This is a genomic window from Nitrobacter sp., assembly GCF_051535215.1.
GTDB lineage: Bacteria > Pseudomonadota > Alphaproteobacteria > Rhizobiales > Xanthobacteraceae > Nitrobacter.
Map to the genome: position 1 here is coordinate 357,558 of NZ_JBPPLY010000003.1, position 17,875 is coordinate 375,432.

Annotated in this window: 16 protein-coding genes; 1 reads left to right on the forward strand and 15 read right to left on the reverse strand. The window is 62.1% G+C overall.

The annotated features are described in order from the left end of the window. Positions 1-150 precede the first annotated feature (150 nt). Entirely contained in the window at positions 151-408 is a 258-nt protein-coding gene (locus ACS3WB_RS06105) for a DUF3551 domain-containing protein (RefSeq protein WP_438274668.1), read from the forward strand. Between the two features lie 44 nt (positions 409-452). Here ACS3WB_RS06105 and ACS3WB_RS06110 read toward each other — a convergent pair whose 3' ends face one another. The 15 genes from ACS3WB_RS06110 to nuoL form a co-directional block, all read right to left on the reverse strand. Beyond that, a complete protein-coding gene (locus tag ACS3WB_RS06110; protein ID WP_438274669.1) occupies positions 453-1,151 on the reverse strand; it encodes an ABC transporter ATP-binding protein in 699 nt (232 codons plus the stop codon). A gap of 9 nt (positions 1,152-1,160) precedes the next feature. Continuing rightward, positions 1,161-2,441, reverse strand: coding sequence for a lipoprotein-releasing ABC transporter permease subunit (locus ACS3WB_RS06115; RefSeq protein ID WP_438274670.1), 1,281 nt, complete (start codon positions 2,439-2,441; stop codon positions 1,161-1,163). A 73-nt stretch (positions 2,442-2,514) separates the two neighbouring features. After that, positions 2,515-3,834 carry a proline--tRNA ligase gene (proS, locus tag ACS3WB_RS06120; RefSeq protein WP_438274671.1) on the reverse strand — a complete coding sequence of 440 codons (1,320 nt, stop codon included), beginning with the start codon at positions 3,832-3,834 and terminating at the stop codon, positions 2,515-2,517. 175 nt (positions 3,835-4,009) lie between these two features. After that, complete coding sequence (locus ACS3WB_RS06125; RefSeq protein ID WP_438274672.1) at positions 4,010-5,584, reverse strand: copper resistance CopC/CopD family protein; 1,575 nt, start codon at positions 5,582-5,584, stop codon at positions 4,010-4,012. A gap of 8 nt (positions 5,585-5,592) precedes the next feature. Beyond that, a complete protein-coding gene (locus ACS3WB_RS06130) occupies positions 5,593-6,123 on the reverse strand; it encodes a YcnI family protein (protein ID WP_438274673.1) in 531 nt (176 codons plus the stop codon). After that, on the reverse strand, positions 6,123-6,647 hold the full coding sequence (locus ACS3WB_RS06135; protein WP_438274674.1) for a copper chaperone PCu(A)C: 525 nt from the start codon (positions 6,645-6,647) through the stop codon (positions 6,123-6,125). The genes ACS3WB_RS06130 and ACS3WB_RS06135 overlap by 1 nt, the downstream gene beginning before the upstream one ends. A 95-nt stretch (positions 6,648-6,742) precedes the next feature. After that, complete coding sequence (locus tag ACS3WB_RS06140) at positions 6,743-8,962, reverse strand: TonB-dependent receptor domain-containing protein (RefSeq protein ID WP_438274675.1); 2,220 nt, start codon at positions 8,960-8,962, stop codon at positions 6,743-6,745. A 91-nt stretch (positions 8,963-9,053) separates the two neighbouring features. Further along, entirely contained in the window at positions 9,054-9,425 is a 372-nt protein-coding gene (locus ACS3WB_RS06145; RefSeq protein ID WP_438274676.1) for a DUF2946 domain-containing protein, read from the reverse strand. Between the two features lie 73 nt (positions 9,426-9,498). Next, positions 9,499-9,774: a DUF1467 family protein gene (locus ACS3WB_RS06150; RefSeq protein ID WP_438274677.1), complete on the reverse strand. Its 276-nt coding sequence runs from the start codon at positions 9,772-9,774 to the stop codon at positions 9,499-9,501. Continuing rightward, positions 9,774-10,178, reverse strand: a complete 405-nt coding sequence (mce, locus tag ACS3WB_RS06155) for a methylmalonyl-CoA epimerase (protein WP_438274678.1) — start codon at positions 10,176-10,178, stop codon at positions 9,774-9,776. Before mce ends, ACS3WB_RS06150 begins: the two co-directional genes overlap by 1 nt. Positions 10,179-10,290: 112 nt before the next feature. After that, positions 10,291-11,961 carry a ribonuclease J gene (locus ACS3WB_RS06160; RefSeq protein WP_438274708.1) on the reverse strand — a complete coding sequence of 557 codons (1,671 nt, stop codon included), beginning with the start codon at positions 11,959-11,961 and terminating at the stop codon, positions 10,291-10,293. Next, positions 11,961-12,773: a biotin--[acetyl-CoA-carboxylase] ligase gene (locus ACS3WB_RS06165; protein ID WP_438274679.1), complete on the reverse strand. Its 813-nt coding sequence runs from the start codon at positions 12,771-12,773 to the stop codon at positions 11,961-11,963. The genes ACS3WB_RS06160 and ACS3WB_RS06165 overlap by 1 nt, the downstream gene beginning before the upstream one ends. A 14-nt stretch (positions 12,774-12,787) precedes the next feature. Further along, the gene (nuoN, locus tag ACS3WB_RS06170) at positions 12,788-14,224 is read right to left on the reverse strand and encodes an NADH-quinone oxidoreductase subunit NuoN (protein WP_438274680.1); all 1,437 of its coding nucleotides are present in this window, start codon (positions 14,222-14,224) and stop codon (positions 12,788-12,790) included. Between the two features lie 22 nt (positions 14,225-14,246). After that, positions 14,247-15,755, reverse strand: coding sequence for an NADH-quinone oxidoreductase subunit M (locus tag ACS3WB_RS06175; protein ID WP_438274681.1), 1,509 nt, complete (start codon positions 15,753-15,755; stop codon positions 14,247-14,249). A gap of 1 nt (position 15,756) precedes the next feature. Beyond that, positions 15,757-17,826 (reverse strand): NADH-quinone oxidoreductase subunit L, encoded by a 2,070-nt coding sequence (gene nuoL / locus ACS3WB_RS06180; protein WP_438274682.1) that lies wholly within the window; start codon positions 17,824-17,826, stop codon positions 15,757-15,759. Positions 17,827-17,875: the final 49 nt, after the last annotated feature.

Consider the following 17,875-nt stretch of genomic DNA (forward strand, 5'->3'; position numbering starts at 1 on the left):
GTTTTGCTACACGAAGCCGTTTCACACAAGAATATATCGAGGCAGAGAAGGCGTCGCTATAATCCCTGCACAGCCTTTTAAACGATCCGGAAGGCCCCGAACGCTCGCTGAAAGCGTTATCAGTGACCATCCACTGCCCGGATTCAATCCATGCGCGCAGCACTCCTGATTGCTACAGCCATAATGTGCTCGTGCGGAACCGCTCACGCACAGGCCTGGGACAGCCGTTATCCGGTCTGCATGGTGGTTTACGGGCCCGTCATCTCGTATAACGATTGCGGGTACACGACCTTCGCACAATGCAGGCGGTTGGCATCCGGCCTTCCCGCCCAGTGCCAGGAGAATCCGTTTTTCGCCAGCCCGAAAGGCGACTCAAATCGACGGCGGCACCGACGGCACAACCGTTGATTCAGAAATGCCAGGGCCCGGCTTGGTGGGAGGGCCTCGCCGCCTCAATCCAGTTCGACAACCTGACCGTTCTCGAGCGAGACCCGCCGGTCCATCCGATCCGCGAGCTCCATGTTGTGCGTCGCGATCAGCATTGCCACGCGCGTGGCTTTCACGAGTTGCATCAGCGCATTGAAAACATGATCCGCGGTGTGGGGATCCAGATTGCCGGTGGGTTCATCAGCCAACAGCACCCGCGGCGCGTTGGCGACGGCACGTGCGATCGCGACACGCTGCTGCTCGCCGCCCGACAACTCCGCCGGCCGATGGGTGACGCGGTCGTCGAGACCGAGATAGGCGAGAATTTCGCGCGCGCGTTTGATCGTCTCCGACCGTTTGAGGCCGCGGATCATCTGCGGCAGCATGACGTTTTCGAGCGCCGTGAATTCCGGAAGAAGGCGGTGAGATTGGTAGACGAACCCGACATCGGTGCGCCGAATCTGCGTGCGCTCCACATCCGAGAGGCCTGACGTCGCGGTTCCCCCGATATAAACTTCCCCCGCATCCGGACTCTCGAGCAGCCCGGCGATGTGCAGCAAGGTCGATTTGCCGGATCCCGAGGGGGCCACGAGCGCGACGGACTGGCCCGCCCATAGAGCAAGCTTCGCGCCGTCCAGAATGGTCAGTTTTGTTTCGCCCTGCGTGTATTGTCGTTTGATATCGTGCAGATAAACAACCGGTATCTCCTTTTCCCCGTGCTCCATGTCCGCCGCTCACTCGTACCGCAGCGCTTCGACGGGATCGAGGCGCGCGGCACGCCACGACGGGTAAAGGGTCGCGAGAAACGACAGCGTCAATGCCATGATCACCACCGCGCTGGTCTCGCGAAAATCGATTTCAGCCGGCAACTTGGACAGGAAATAAAGCTCCGGCGAGAACAGCTCTGTGCTCGTGAGCCATGACAGGAATTCCCGGATCGATTCGATGTTGAGACAGATCACAAGCCCGACGACAAAGCCGGTGAGCGTGCCGACGACGCCGATCGCCGCCCCGGTGATCAGGAAAATGCGCATGATCGATCCCTGCGACGCGCCCATGGTGCGCAGGATGGCAATATCGCTGCCCTTGTCCTTGACCAGCATGATCAGGCCCGAAACGATATTCAGCGCCGCGACGAGGACGATCAGAGTCAGGATCAGAAACATCACGTTGCGCTCGACCTGGAGCGCGTTGAAAAACGTCGAGTTGCGCTGCCGCCAGTCGACCAGGAACACCGGCCGGCCCGCGGCTTCCGTCACCGCCTTGCGGTATTCGTCGATCTTGTCCGGATTGTCCGTATAGACCTCGATCGCGGTGACGTCGTTGGCGCGATTGAAATAGGCCTGCGCCTCGGCAAGCGGCATGAACACGAAGGTGGAATCGTATTCGGACATCCCGATCTCGAACACCGCCGCGATCTTGTACGGCTTGATGCGCGGCGTCGTGCCCATCGGAGTCACCGCCCCGCGCGGTGCAACCAGCGTGACGCTGTCGCCCGCGTGTAGCGAGAGCTGATCGGCAAGACGCCGGCCGATGGCCACGCCCTGCCCTTCATCAAAGCCCTCGAGCGTGCCTTGCTTGATGTTCTTGGCGATGGAGGTGAGGTTGCTGAGATCGCTCGCCCTGATGCCCCGGACGAAAACGCCAGCGGCATTGAACGGCGAAGACGCGAGCGCCTGACCGTCGACGACGGGTGCGGCGAGCCGAATTCCGGGCGCCTGACTGATGCGGTCGGCGACGTCCTTCCAGTCGGTGAGCGGCGACTCCAGCGGCTGGACCAGCAAATGCCCGTTGAGGCCGAGGATCTTGCTGAGCAGTTCCGTACGGAAGCCGTTCATAACCGCCATCACGATGATCAGCGTGGCGACGCCGAGCATGATGCCAAGGAAAGAGAAGCCGGCAATGACCGAGATGAAGCCTTCCTTCCGCCGCGCCCGCAGATAGCGTCCGGACAGCATCCACTCGAAAGCGGCAAACGGCTTGGTCCGGAGCGGCTGGGTCATGGTCTCATCCATTATTCGATAATCCCATGATTCGCGGCCAATTGTGGCCGGAATGGCATTGAACGCCGCGCGCGGTGGATAATCGCTACGCTATCAACCGCGTAACGGCATCCTCCAGCGCGACATTCTCCCGCGTGCCGTCCGCGCGCCGCTTGATCTCGACCTTGCCCTCGGCGAGCCCCTTGGGTCCCACCATCAACTGCCAGGGGACACCGATCAGGTCGGCGGTCGCGAACTTCGCGCCTGCCCGCTGGTCGGTGTCGTCGTAAAGCACGTCGACCCCTTTGGCCGTAAGCTCGCGGTACAGCCGCTCGCACGCGGCGTCCGTATCGCTGGCGCCCTGTTTCAGATTGAGAATCGCAACCGTGAACGGCGCCACCGCGTCCGGCCACTTGATGCCGGCCTCGTCGTGACAGGCCTCGATGATCGCGCCGACCAGGCGGGAGACTCCCACGCCGTAGGAGCCGCCATGGATCGGCTGCTCGACACCGTCGGGGCCCGCCACCAGCGCCTTCATCGAGTCGGAATACTTGGTGCCGAAATAGAAGATCTGCCCGACCTCGATGCCGCGGGTGTGGATGCGCTTCGCCTCCGGAACCTCGCGCTCGTAGAGCGCTGCGTCATGCACGTCCTCGGTGGCGGCATAGGCCGTGGTCCACTGCTTGACGATTGGCGTGAGGTCGCCGTCGTAGTCCACTTCGGTGCCGGGCACCGGAAGATCGAGACCGTCCTTGTCGATATAGACGCCGGACTCCCCGGTCTCGGCGAGAACTATGAATTCATGACTGAGATCACCGCCGATCGGGCCGGTCTCCGCGCGCATCGGGATCGCCTTCAGCCCCATCCGGGCGAACGTGCGCAAGTACGCGACGAACATCCTGTTGTAGGAGCGCCGCGCGCCTGCCTCGTCGAGATCAAACGAATAGGCATCCTTCATGAGAAATTCGCGGCCGCGCATGACGCCGAAGCGGGGGCGCTGCTCGTCGCGGAATTTCCACTGGATATGATAGAGATTGAGCGGCAGGTTCTTATAGGACCGCACGTAGCTGCGGAAAATCTCCGTGATCATCTCTTCGTTGGTCGGCCCATACAGCAACTCGCGTTTGTGCCGATCCTGAATCCGCAGCATCTCCGGCCCATAGGCGTCGTAGCGCCCGCTCTCGCGCCAGAGGTCGGCGAGTTGCAGCGTCGGCATCAGCACCTCGATGGCACCGGCGCGATTCTGCTCCTCGCGCACGATCGCCTCGATCTTCTTGAGCACGCGAAGACCCAACGGCAGCCAGGCATAAATGCCGGCCGCCTCCTGGCGTATCATGCCCGCCCGCAGCATCAGCCGGTGCGAGACGATCTCGGCTTCCTTTGGAGTTTCCTTCAGGATCGGCAAAAAGAACCGCGACAAACGCATGGGCAGGCCTGGGAATCGCTTCGGGATGGGAACGCTCGCAGTGAAACCGGATCGGCTGACAAAATACAAGGGCCGCAGGAGGACAAGCCGCGCGAAAGCGGCGGAATTCCGCTCGGCCCGGACAAATTATGTGCCCGGATCGCGGGACGCTCCCGGAGTTGCCAAAGACTCCGTTTTATTTGATCTGAATCTCGGTCTCGGCATGGACCTGATCGAAATCCGAGATCAGTACGTCGAGCGCAAGGGTCCAGCGCCCGGCAATGGGGACGGCCATCGACGCCTGCCACTGTCCATCGCCCAGCGATCGCGCTTCCGTGATCGAGGGCTCGATGCCGTTGTCGGGGCTGGACAGCGAGACGGACACACCCTTGGCGGATAGCAATTCTTCGTCCGGCGTTCGCAACTGGATGGCAATGCTGACAGGCCCGGCGCGGCCCGGCGACACCGTCACATCCGCCATCATTCGCCCGGTATGGATGTGCGTGAAGAACGGCTCGGTCGCGACCATCAGCGCGCGAGGCGGCGGAGTGAAGCGCCAGAGTCCGACAACGCCGAGGATAGCGGCCACCAGCACCAGTTCGGCGACGATCGTCCGTCGCATGTGGCCGCGAGAGTCAGGACTGCCCTGCCCGATCCGCGGCGTCAGATACAGGCGATTCCAGAGCGCGATCGCCAGCAGCAACGCCACGAGGACCAGCTTGACCGCGAGGACGCGACCATAATTCGTGGTCCACAGCGCATCCACCCGCTCAAGCTGCACGACGGCGAGCAACAGGCCGCTCGCCAGCAGCGCGGCGACGGCGAACGGGATGACGCGTGAAAACCGCGTCAGGACGTCGACGGCGGTCTGGCGGGGTTCGCGCATCGCCAATGCGAGCGGGACCAAGGACCCAACCCAGAACGCCAGGGCAGCGCCGTGAACGAACACCGCGGGCGCGGTGAGCCATCGCGGCGAGGCGGTGGCAGCATGACCGGTTGCCGCCAGTGCCAGTCCGACGCCGGCCAGAGCGCCGAGAGACATCGCCTTTCCGCCAATCCCGCCGACACGATGCGATAGCAGGGCCAGAAGCAAGGCCGCGGACGCGATCGCAGCCGACAACCCGAACGAGCCGCGAGCGCCGACGGCCCAGACCTCCGCGTCAGGCAACGACGAGAGCGACAGGCCAAGGGCGTCCAGCCCCTGTAATCCGACCGAGAACGCCAGTGCGGCCAGCGCGATCAACTCGACGCTGCTTCCGATCACGCGCATTGCCGGCGCGAACGGCGCGCGCATCCAGGCCACGAAGAACGCGCCGCCGGCGCCGACGAACAGACCGACGTAGATCGCCAGCCGCGCCAGCCAGATCGCACCGCGCAGCAGCGAATCATTCGAGCGCACCGCCCGCGGCGCATCCACGTCGCGCCGGCCAACCCAGAACGTTACGGAACCGCCCACCGGATGACCGTCCGCCGAAGCCACCCGCCAACTGATGACATGCGCGCCATCACCTAGAACCGGCGGCGTGAGGACGAGCTGCGCGCCGTCGCGACGAATCTCAGTGACGCTCTCGCTCGCGCCGCCCTGATCGACGATCCGGATCGTCAGCGGTTCGACCGGCTCGTTGAAGGTCAGCGTCAGCGTCGCGGGCGCGCGCGCCAGCAGCACACCGTCCGCGGGACTGCTGGCGATCAGGCTGGCGTGGGCGAAGGCCGCCGAAGGCAGCATCAATGCCGCCAGCAGCAAGCACAATACCGCCGCCAAACGTCTCACGGACGCGCTCAGTGGCTGGCCTTCAGGCGAACCACCGGCGCAGGCGTACGCAGTTTGTCAGAGTCCTGCCCGGCGGAAGGGATTTCAATCCAGCGCTCGACGCCCTGCTCGCACTCCTGCACGGCAGGAAAATAAAGACTCTGTCCAGCCTTGTCCGGAAGCCGCACGATCAAGCCAAACGTGTCGTAGAGGTTATCCGGCAACGGGCCGCCGTGCCACGCCACCTCGTCGACAACATCGGTGATGGATTTGCCGTGCGGCCCCTGCACCGGCGCATCGAGCTTTCTGCTTTTGATTTCGACTTTCCAGCCCGGCTTCATCTGCGGTTTCGCCGACAGGATTCCGTCCGGAAATTTGATCCGCAGCGCCGTGGTCGCACTGCCATTGCAGCCGTGCGGCACGGTGAAGACGAGATGCGCATAACTGTCCGCAGGCGCGTCCGCAGGCTGCACCGTGACGTGCGCCAGCGCCGCGTTGCACGAGGCCAGTGCGGCAGCCGCCGCAACGACCGAACCGATCCACAATCTTGCCGGGCGCATCACTTCATATGACCGTCATGCTGATGATCCATCATCGCTCCGCTGGCCGCTGTGCTCGGCGCCCGCGCGCCGATGCCTTGCACATCGAGCGTGACGTCGACCTTGCCCGCTTTTTCGAATTCAAGCGTCACCGGCACCTTCTCGCCTTGTTTGAACGGATGCTTGAGATCGACCAGCATCAGGTGATAGCCGCCGGGCGCAAGCTTGACGGTCTTGCCCGGCTCGATGGTGAGGCCGCCTTCAACCTGATGCATTTTCATCACGCCATTACTCGTGCTCATCTGATGAACCTCGAGCTTGGCGGCCGCCTCCGTCGAGCCGCCGACAAGCTTGTCGGCAGTCGTGCCCTTGTTCTCGATGGTGAGATAGCCGCCGCCAACCTTGGCGCCGCCGGCCGTGGCACGGGTCCAGGGCTGCGAGATGACGAGGTCGCCGGCCTTGACGGACTCGGCGTGGACCGGCGCAGCAAGCGCGGCAATCGCGAACGCACCTAGCATGCCGCGAAGCATCAACGATGATCTCATGACACTCTCCATTTTTGGTTCTGTCGCCGTAGAAATAATCCGTCCCAAACACCGGACGGGATCATGACAGCGAGCGTGCGCAGTGACTGACATTCTCACCATCGGACTTTGAATCCAGCATAGACCGCTCGCCCGGTGCCGGGTTCAAACAATGGTGAATTGGCGTTGGCCCGGTCGATGATCGCAGCCGACGCGATATACGCTTTGTTGGCGAGGTTGCGAGCCTCGATATAGCCGGAATACCTGCCACCATCGTCGAAGCCCGCCTTCAGCCCGTAGATCGCGTAGGCATCAGTGCTCAGCGTATTGGCGCTGTCGGCATAGTAGCCCTGCGGCACCCATTCGAGGTTCGGACCGACGTAGAATCCGTTGGGATGCTTGTAGAGCAGCTCGGCGCGGACGAAGTGGCGCGGCGCGCCCGGCAGCAGGTTGTTGCCGAACAATGCATCGTTGTCGAAACGAAAATCATTGAAGGTGTAGGCGACGTTGAGCCAGAGTTTGTCGGATTTGTCGCCGCGCACGAACAGATTACGGAAGATCGCGGCACCCGCGCCAGCCTCGATGCCCTGATGCATCGTGCGGTCGGCGTTGGTGACGTTGCAGTTGCCGAACGCGCTGTAGAGACAGAGCAGCTCGTTCCGGATCTGCGCCCGGTAGTACGTCAATTCCCATGTGGCATCCGGCCTGTGGCCGCGGGTGCCGATCTCATAGGTCGTCGCGGTTTGCGCGCGAATGCTGGTGAACGGAATCGTGGGAATGCCGGGGCCATTCGCACTCTCGCCGAAGCTCGGCACCTCGGCGCTGCGCGAGACATTGGCAAAGGCCTGCCAGGTCGGATCGATCTGCCATAGCAACCCGCCCTTCGGGCTCCAAAGGTTGAACTCGGTTCGGCCCGATTGATCGCCATCGCTCAGGAAGCGATCCCGACGGTCGCGCGTGGCGTAGAGGAACTGCGTGCCCGCGACAGCGGCGACGTTTGGCAGGAAATAGAACGAATCCTCGACATAGACCGAGGTATTCTGCGAGCGATCGATCGACGACGACAGCAGCGCGCCTTTCTGGCCTGCGAGGTTGGCGAACTGCCGGTTGTCGATGCTGCCGTCGAGCAGATTGACGCCCGCTACCAGGCGGTTACGGAATCCGCTGATATTTCGGTCGTCGGTCACCCGCGCGAACCCGCCATAGTCCAGGTAGTGATAATCCAGCCATTGGAAGATAGGATGCATCAGATGCCGGTCGACCCCGAACGCACCGAACTCGACGGTCGTATCGTCGAACCGCACCGTGGTCTTGTTGCCTAAACGCACGGTGTCGATGTTACGCTGCTGGTCGAGCGCAATGTTGCCGGCGGCGGCTGTCTGGGGCGACGTCAGCGCCGAATCCTTGCTGACGGTGCCGGGAATGCGTTGCCGCACGTCATTGGCATTGATGTAAAACCGCGTTTCGAAATCCGGCGAGAATTGATAGCCGACGTTGCCGCTCACACGCGTCGAATGACCGTTGCTGTGGTCGCGGAAGCCGTCGCTCGCCTGGGTCGATGCCGTAATGAATCCGTCCCACGGGCCGTTGCTGCCGCCCGCATTCGCCTGCAGCCGCCGGAAGCCGAACGCACCGGCATCGACGCTGACGCCGTTGACGAACGGATCGCGGCCGGAAGGCGTCACGAAATTGATGGCGCCGCCGAGCGAATTGGCGCCGAAGCGCAGCGCATTGCCGCCCTTGAACACCTCGACGTATTTATACGCGGTCGGGTCGATTTCCTGAAAATCACCGTAGCCGTCGGCGGTGTTGATCGGGATTCCGTCCATATAGAGCTGCACGCCGCGCAAGTGGAAGTTGCGCGACAAACTAGAACCGCGGATCGACAGCCGGGTGTCGTCGCCCCATTTTGGCTGGGCGAAGACGCCGGGCACATAGTCCAGCACGTCCTTGATGGTGTTGGCGACCGTCGAGTTCTTGTAGGCGTCGGCCGTCACCAGCGCGACGCCTCCGGGCGTCTGCTGGATTTCCCGCAGCGCCTGCTGCGCGGTGGCTACCGTCAAGGATGCGGGGACGGTTGCCGGAACGGGGACTTGCGACGGCACTGGAGCATTGCGCGCAGCCACACGGCGGGGCGTCTGATTTGACCGGGCCGCACTGCGCATCGCGCGCTTCGGCGCGGGGCGGTTGGCTTGGGGCGCCGTAACCGTCACGGCGGGCAACATGGCACCGGAACTGGACTGCGCGAGAGCCGGTGAAGGTGATGAAATCGCGACTATCGTCGCGAGCGCGCCGCAAAGCGCGCTACCTCCGCCGGCGGCGAGGTGGTTGAACATGACATATTCCTGATGCCGGACAATCGCCGGAGCGTTCGAACAGATCGGATCACTGCAATGTCATCGCAGCAATCATTCAAAATTTACTAAATCAGGAAATTCCGGGAGGGCCTCGGGCCTGGGCGTTGGAGTCTGCCGCGGAGGACGGCAGCACGAAGCTCAGCTCACGCCAGATGACCGCGTTGACCTCGCGCTCAACCGTGACGACTGAGCTTTGAGGGTCAGGGGTCGGAGTTGCGGAATGAACCGCGCCGCATAACGTGCAGCAGTTGGCTTGCCCCTGCTGCGGGTCAGTCTGACCGTCTTGCGACGCGGTCGCATCGGCAGCATGCGAACAGATCGCCCCCGCCAGCGGATCGGACGCCGCGGTGCTGAATGCAAGACAGGCCGCAACCGGTGCAAAAACCTGCACCAGCATTGCAATCATGACGATCGGAAGAAATTTTCCCAGCCGCCGTCGCATGGACCCCCAGCCTTTCGGGCCGAGAGCTACCATGGCCCGGCCGGGGTGTCGAGCCGGATTCCGGGACGCCAGCCTAACCCGGAAAGCCCATCAGCCGGGAGAGCCGCGTAACATTGAGCAAACCCGAGTAATACGCCCACGTCGCCGTCCCATAGAGGATCATCGAAACGATCGTGGTCCAGATCACCTTGCGGCGCATCAACGCCATCACCGGGGCTCCCGGATCGGTACCCGGAGCGTGGTCGCCGTCTTCATGCTGGCTTCGGATACCGAACGGCAGCATCAGAAACAGCGTGATCCACCAGAACACGAAGTAGATAGCAAAGCCGGAAAAGATTGCGGAGGCCATCAGGACTGCTCGATCTCGACAAGCGCGCCGGAAAAATCTTTCGGATGAAAGAAAAGCACCGGCTTGCCGTGCGCACCGATCTTCGGCTCACCGTCGCCGAGAACACGTGCGCCTTCCGATATCAGAAGATCACGAGTCGCGACGATATCCGGTACCTCATAGCATATATGGTGAATACCGCCATCGGCGTTGCGTTCAACAAATTTCGCGATCGGAGAAGCATCGCCGAGCGGCTGGATGAATTCGATCTTGGTGTTTGGCAGCGCCGCAAACACGGTGATCACTCCATGTTCCGGCAGCGGCACCGCGGCGGAAATCTCCGCGCCGAAGGCCGCGCCATAGATCTTGGCCGCCTTTTCAGCATCCCTGACCGCGATCGCTACATGATTGAGCCGGCCCAGCATCTCGTCCTACTTCGATGATTGGATTTCAACTGGCGACGCCTGCGCAGGCAGGATGGACATCCACGTCCGACGTCCGATGCTCGCCGTCAAGGGGCCTATCAAACTCACGAGACTAACTCACCAGAACGTGAACGTAGCAAAGCGGCTTCTTTCCCCACTCTTCCGCAATCGTTGCCCGCACGGCGCGGCGCAATGACTCGGCCATCGAATCCGGATCGCGCCGCTGCGTTCGCGGCAACGACTTCATCGTCGAGATCACGGTTTCGAAAACAATATCGTCGAGCAGTTCGCCCGCGGGATTTTTTTCCGGAATGCCGACGAGATCGATCTCGGGATCGTCAATCAGTTCGCCCTTGTCGGTAACAACGAGCGCCACGAACACGCAGCCGGCAAATGCCATGCGCCGACGCTCGACGACCGCACGCGATTTCGAATCCTCGAGAATGGAGCCATCCTTGTAGAACCGTCCCGAGGGCAATTCTTCGATGATACCGGGTTCTCCCGGTCCAAGCCGGACCAGATCGCCGTTCTTGCAGGTCAGGACTTTCGGGACGCCCGCGGCGCGCGCCAACCGCGCATGCTCGAAAAGATGCAAGGCCTCGCCGTGTACGGGGATCAGCACCTGCGGACGAACCCACGCGATCAGATCCCTCAGTTCGTCGCGGCGCGGATGGCCGGAGACATGAACCAGTTCGGTGCGGTCGGTAATGACCTCGATACCCTGAGTCACGAGACCATTGATGATCGCGCCGACAGCTTTCTCGTTGCCGGGAATGGTGCGCGAGGAGAAGATCACGGTATCGCCGCGGTTCAACGTCACCTGCGGATGATCGTCCCTGGCGATACGCGCGAGAGCCGCACGAGATTCGCCTTGGCTGCCCGTGCACACCGCCAGCACCTTGTCCGGCGGAAGATGGCCATACACATCGACGCTGCGGAATTCCTGCATCCCGTCCAGATGTCCCGTCTCGCGCGCGACCTGCACCACGCGTTCCATGGCGCGGCCGACCACAACGACCTCCCGTTCCGCTCGGCGCGCGGCGTCGGCTACGGCACGCAGCCGCCCGACATTGGATGCGAACGTCGTCACCGCGACGCGGCCTCTGGCGGCCTTCACCAATTTTGCGATCGTGCTGGCGACTTCGGTTTCGGAGGGCGAGCGCCCGTCGCGGACCGCATTGGTGGAATCGCCGACCAGCGCCAGCACGCCTTCGTCGCCGAGTTCGCGAAGCCGCCGCTCGTCGGTCGGCAGACCAACGAGCGGGGTCGGATCGATCTTCCAGTCTCCGGTATGCAGGACGATTCCCGCAGCCGTATGAATCGCAAGCGCATGGGATTCCGGAATCGAATGCGCCACGGGAATGAATTCGACGCCAAAGGGGCCGATATCGACGCGGCTGCCGGACGGCACCACTGTCACCGGAATCTCCGGCGGATTGCGTTCCGCCGCGCATTTGGCCTCAAACAGCGCCGCACTGAATTTCGTGGCGTAGATCGGACATTTCAGACGCGGCCACAAATCGATGATCGCGCCGAAGTGATCCTCATGGGCATGAGTCAGTACGAGTCCCACGAGGTTTTTCCGCTCTTTTTCGAGAAAGCGAATGTCCGGCATGATGAGATCGATGCCCGGCAAATGCTCCTCGTCGCCGAAAGACACACCGAGATCGACCGCGAGCCAACTTCGCTGATGGCGGTTGCCAAGCCCGTAGATCGACAGGTTCATGCCGATCTCGCCCACGCCGCCGAGCGGAGCGAACATGAGTTCATCGGGCCGCGCTATCATGTTGCTCCGATCGATGCCGCCGCGCCGAAATACACATCGCCGGCGGAGACAGCCACGCGCCTGCCATCAGAGGTCGCAACGATCAAGCAGCCGTCGTCGTCGAGGCTATCGAAGCGACCGGATATCGTGGACGCGCCGGACTGAACCGAAACAGTCTGGCCGACCCCGGCCGCCCGATCGAGCCATAGACGCCTGAGGCTGCGAAAGCCACGTCCTTCGTCCCAGACGCCGCGAAACTCCACCCAGGCCTCGCTCAGCGCGCGAAACACATCCTCGGCGCCGATGTCGATGCCGAGGTCGCGCAGCGAGACCGCAGGATTCGGCATTCCTTCGGGTGCGGCGGCGACATTGACGCCGATGCCGACGACAACGGCCAGACGGTCTTGTGCGACGGTCTCGGCCTCCAGCAGAATTCCCGCAAGTTTCTTGCCGCCTGCCAGCACATCGTTCGGCCACTTCAACTGAAACGTCACGTTATCAGACCCCGGAGATCTCACGCGCGCCTCAAGGCTGACGGTTTTCAGCGCAGATTCGAGTGCGAGTCCCGCGGCAAAGCTCAGGGTCGCCGCCACGCCGGGCGACACGTCGATGACTTCGAGAATGCTGGCGGCCAGATTGCCCGGTGGTGCGAGCCAGGCGCGCTGTCTGCGGCCGCGCCCTGCCGTCTGCGCCTTCGCCACCAGCCAGATCGGACCGGTCTCTCCGGTCCGCGCACGCATCAGCGCTTCGGCATTGGTTGAACCGATACTGTCGAAGGCCGCGAGCCGGTAGCCTAATGATGCGGCTCGTGAACCTAGCGAAAATGTCATTTAAGCGATGCCATTCAGAATAATGACTTCGCGGCTGCCGTGGCGGCACTGACCAACGGCGCCGGATAGGCGAAAAACAGCATGTTGAAGATCGCCGTCGCTGCCACGACCGACCGCAATTCGATATGTACGGCATCTGTTGCTTCGGCACGTTCGTCGAAATACATCACCTTGATGACGTTGAGGTAGTAAAACGCGCCGACCACGCTGGTGATGACGCCGATCACCGAAAGCGTAAACAGTCCCGCCTTGATCGCGGCGGTGAAGACATAGAACTTGGCGAAGAAACCCGCCAGCGGCGGAATGCCGGCCAGCGAAAACAACAGCATCGCGAAGAAGAACGCCATCAGAGGATTGGTGCGCGACAGCCCCGCGAAATCGCTGATCTGCTCCAGGGGCTGGCCGTCACGGCTCATGGCGAGAATGACGGTGAATGCCCCGAACGTCATCACGGCGTAGATGACCAGATACAGCAGGACGCCCTGCGCGCCCTCGACGGTGCCGGCGGCAAGACCGACCAGCGCGAAACCCATATGGCCGATCGACGAATAAGCCATCATTCGCTTGATGTTGCGTTGCCCGATCGCGCCGAACGAACCAAGCGCCATGGATGCGATTGCAACGAAAACCACGATCTGCTGCCACTCCGAGGCGATGCCGGAAAACGCGGTGAGCACCACGCGGGTGAACACCGCCATCGCCGCGATCTTCGGCGCCGAGGCGAAGAACGCCGTGACCGGCGTCGGCGCGCCTTCATAAACGTCGGGCGTCCACATGTGGAACGGCACCACCGACACCTTGAAGCACAAGCCCGCCAGCAGGAACACGAGGCCGAAGATAATGCCGATGCTGCCGGTCTTCGCAGCCGCTGCGATACCCGCAAAGCTGACGGTGCCCGTGAAACCATAGATCAGCGACGCGCCGTACAGCAGCATCCCTGACGCCAGTGCGCCAAGGACGAAATACTTCAGACCCGCTTCGGTAGACTTGACGTTGTCGCGGTTGCTCGCCGCCACCACGTAAAGCGCGAGGCTCATCAATTCGAGCCCGAGATACAGCATGATCAAGTCAGCCGCCGAAATCAGCACCATCATGCCGACCGTCGAAAGCATCACCAGAATCGCGAACTCGAACATCCGCCGGGAGTCGTCTTCGATGAACTCGCGGGATAGCACCAGCGTCGCAGCCGAACCGGCTAGCGCTGCGATCTTGAGAAACCGCGCGAATTCATCGACGACAAAGCTGCCGCCGAACGTGACCAGTCTGCCCTTCGGCAGCAGGTACTCGATCACGCCGGCAGCGCCGAGCAGGCATATAGCCAGAACCGTAATCAGAGCGGCGGCGCGCGGGCCGGACCACGCCCCGATCATCAGCAACGCCATTGCTCCGACCGCCAGCACGATTTCCGGCAATACGGGAAGCAGTTGATATCCGGCAGCCTCAAACATCATAGGGTGTCCTGACCTGCCGTGATCATGGCAGCGCCGCCGCCTTGATGGCGGCGGTCGCGCTTGCATAGTTGTTGACGAGATTTTGCACGGAGGCCGCCGACAGATCGAGCACCGGCTTCGGATAAACGCCGAACAGGATCGTCAGTGCTACCAGCGGCGCCAGCGTCAACCCTTCCCGCAACGTGAGATCCTTAATAGTCGCGAGCGTCGGCTTGACCAGCGCCCCGAACACGATCTTCCGGTACAACCACAAAGCGTAGGCCGCCGACAGGATCACGCCGAGCGTCGCCGCCACCGCCGTGGGGATGCTGACCTTGAAAGTGCCGATCAGCGACAGGAATTCGCCCACGAATCCGGATGTTCCGGGAAGTCCGACATTGGCCATCGTGAAGACGAGGAACACCAGCGCATAAAGCGGCATCCGGTTGACGAGCCCGCCATAAGCCGCGATCTCCCGCGTATGCATGCGGTCGTAGACGACGCCGACGCAAAGAAACAGCGCGCCCGACACGATGCCGTGCGACACCATCTGGAACACGCCGCCGTGGATGCCCTGCATGGTGCCGGCAAAGATTCCCATGGTCACGAAGCCCATGTGGGCGACCGACGAATAGGCGATCAGCTTCTTCATGTCCTCCTGCATCAGCGCGACCAGCGAGGTGTAGACGATCGCGATGGCTGAGAGCGTGAAAACCAGCGGCGCGAAATCGTGCGACGCGAGCGGGAACATCGGCAGCGAGAAACGCAGGAAGCCGTAGCCACCCATCTTCAGCAGGATCGCGGCAAGGATGACCGAACCTGCCGTCGGGGCTTCGACATGCGCATCGGGAAGCCAGGTGTGCACGGGCCACATCGGCATCTTGACCGCGAACGAGGCAAAGAAGGCAAGCCACGCCCACTTCTGCAGATTGTATGGGACAGCCGTATGCATCAGCGTCGGAATGTCGGTCGTGCCGGCATTCCAGTACAGCGCCATGATGGCCAGCAGCATCAGCACCGAGCCAAGCAGCGTGTAGAGGAAGAACTTGAAGGTGGCATAGACGCGGCGCGGGCCGCCCCAGATCCCGATGATGAGAAACATCGGGATCAGGCCGCCTTCGAAGAAGACGTAGAACAGCAGCAGGTCGAGCGCCGAGAACGTGCCGACCATCAGCGTTTCCAGAATCAGGAACGCCATCATGTAGGCAGGTACGCGGCTGGTGATCGATTTCCAGCTCGCGATGATGCAGAGCGGCATCAGCGCCGTCGTCAGAATGACGAACGGCAGCGAGATGCCATCGACTCCCATGTGATAGCGAATGCTTGCCGCCAACCAGGTCGACTCCTCGACAAACTGGAAGTCGGTATTGGCGGGATCAAAGCGGGTGACTAGGATCAGCGACACCGCAAACGTAACAACAGTCGTCCACAACGCGATCCAGCGCGCAGTCCGGTTGGCGGCTTCGTCGCCGCCACGTGCCATCACGTAAATCAGAATCGCGCCAACCAGCGGCAGAAACGTCGTGACCGACAGAACAGGCCAGGTCGTCATTTCACTGGCCTCCCGCGCCGAACATGAACCAGGTGATCAGGCCGGCGACGCCGATCAGCATTGCGAACGCATAGTGGTAGAGATAGCCGCTCTGCAACCTGACCACGTTTCGCGTGACATCGAGCACGCCGGACGAAACGCCATCGGGACCAAAGCCGTCGATGAGGTAGCCATCGCCCTTCTTCCATAGGAAGCGGCCCAGCCATTTCGCCGGACGCACAAAGATCACCTCATACAGTTCGTCGAAGTACCACTTGTTGAGCAGAAACTGGTAGAGCATCTGGTGTTCGCGGGCGAGCCGGACCGGAATAAGAGGCCGGTGAATATAGAACAGCCAAGCCACCGCAAACCCCAGGATCATCATCGCGGTGGGCAGGAAAGCGACTGTCTGCGGGATATGATGCATCGCCTCGATGATGTGCGGGCGCATCTTCACGGAGTCCCCGAAGAACTCTCCGACCCCATGGCCCGTGAACAACTCCTTGAACGGATAGCCAGCGAGAATCGAGGCAGCCGCAAGAATGCCGATCGGGATCAGCATCCAGATCGGACTTTCGTGCGCGGCCTTATAGCGGGCCTGATCGTGCGGCTCGCCGTGGAAGGTCTTGAAGAGCAACCGCCACGTATAGAAAGAGGTCAGGCCGGCCGCAATCACGGTCATCAAGAACCCGTAGTAGGCGAATGGATTGTGGGCTGCGTAAGCGGATTCGATGATCGCATCCTTCGAAAAATAACCGGCCGTCAGCGGAAATCCCGTCAGCGCCAGTGTGCCGATCAACATCACGAAATACGTGAAGGGGATGCGATCCTTCAGACCGCCCATATAGCGGATGTCCTGCTCGTGATGCATCGCATAGATCACCGATCCCGAGCCCAGGAACATCAGCGCCTTGAAGAAGGCGTGGGTGAACAGGTGGAACATGCCGACGGAGTAGGCCCCCGCTCCCATTGCCACGAACATGTAGCCGAGCTGCGAACAGGTCGAATAGGCAATGATCCGCTTGATGTCGTTCTGAACGAGACCGATCGACGCTCCGAAAAATGCCGTGGTCGCGCCGATGAACATCATGAAAGCCTGCGCATCTTGCGACAGTTCAAATAACGGCGACAGCCGCGCCACCATGAACACTCCGGCGGTCACCATGGTCGCCGCGTGGATCAACGCCGACACCGGCGTCGGACCTTCCATGGCGTCGGGCAGCCAAGTGTGTAGGAGGAACTGGGCCGACTTGCCCATCGCGCCCATGAACAGCAGAAGGCAGATCAACGTCAGCGCGTTGACGTCCCAGGCGAGGAAGTGGATGGTCTTTCCGGTCAGGCCCGGCGCCGCCGCGAAGATGGTGTCGAAATCCGTCGATCCGACCAGCATGAACACCGCGAAGATGCCGAGCGAGAAGCCGAAGTCGCCGACGCGGTTGACCACGAACGCCTTGATCGCCGCCGCATTCGCCGACGGCTTCCGGTACCAGAATCCGATCAGCAGATAGCTGGCAAGTCCGACGCCTTCCCAGCCGAAGAACAACTGGACCAGGTTATCCGACGTCACCAGCATCAGCATCGCGAAGGTGAACAGCGAGAGATAGCCGAAGAAGCGCGGACGGTTCGGATCCTCGTCCATGTAGCCGATCGAATAGAAGTGCACCAGCGACGACACCGTGGTGACGACCACAAGCATCACCGCCGTCAACGTATCGACCCGCAACGACCATCCGACCTGGAGATCGCCGGAGGAGATCCACGAGAACAGCGCGATCCGCGCGTCATGATGCATGAAGCCGACGTCGACCAGCGCCATCCATGACAGGGCTGCGGACGCGATCAGCAGGCCGGTCGTGATCAGCTCGGCCGCGCGCGATCCCGCCGCCGGTGGTTCGCTAACGTGATGGTCGTCGTGGCCATGGTCATCGCCATGTCCATGATCGTCATGCGCCGTGGCCACGTGCGCATGACCGTGGTCGCCGTGATGGTCGACCGTATCGCCGCTTGGGTTGCGCCCATGCGCGCCCACCAGTGCAATCAGCCCGGCGAGAATCGCACCGATCAGCGGCAAAAAGACGATTGCCTCGATCATGCACCCACCCCATTGAGCATGACCACGCGGTCCTCGCTTCTCCGGATCA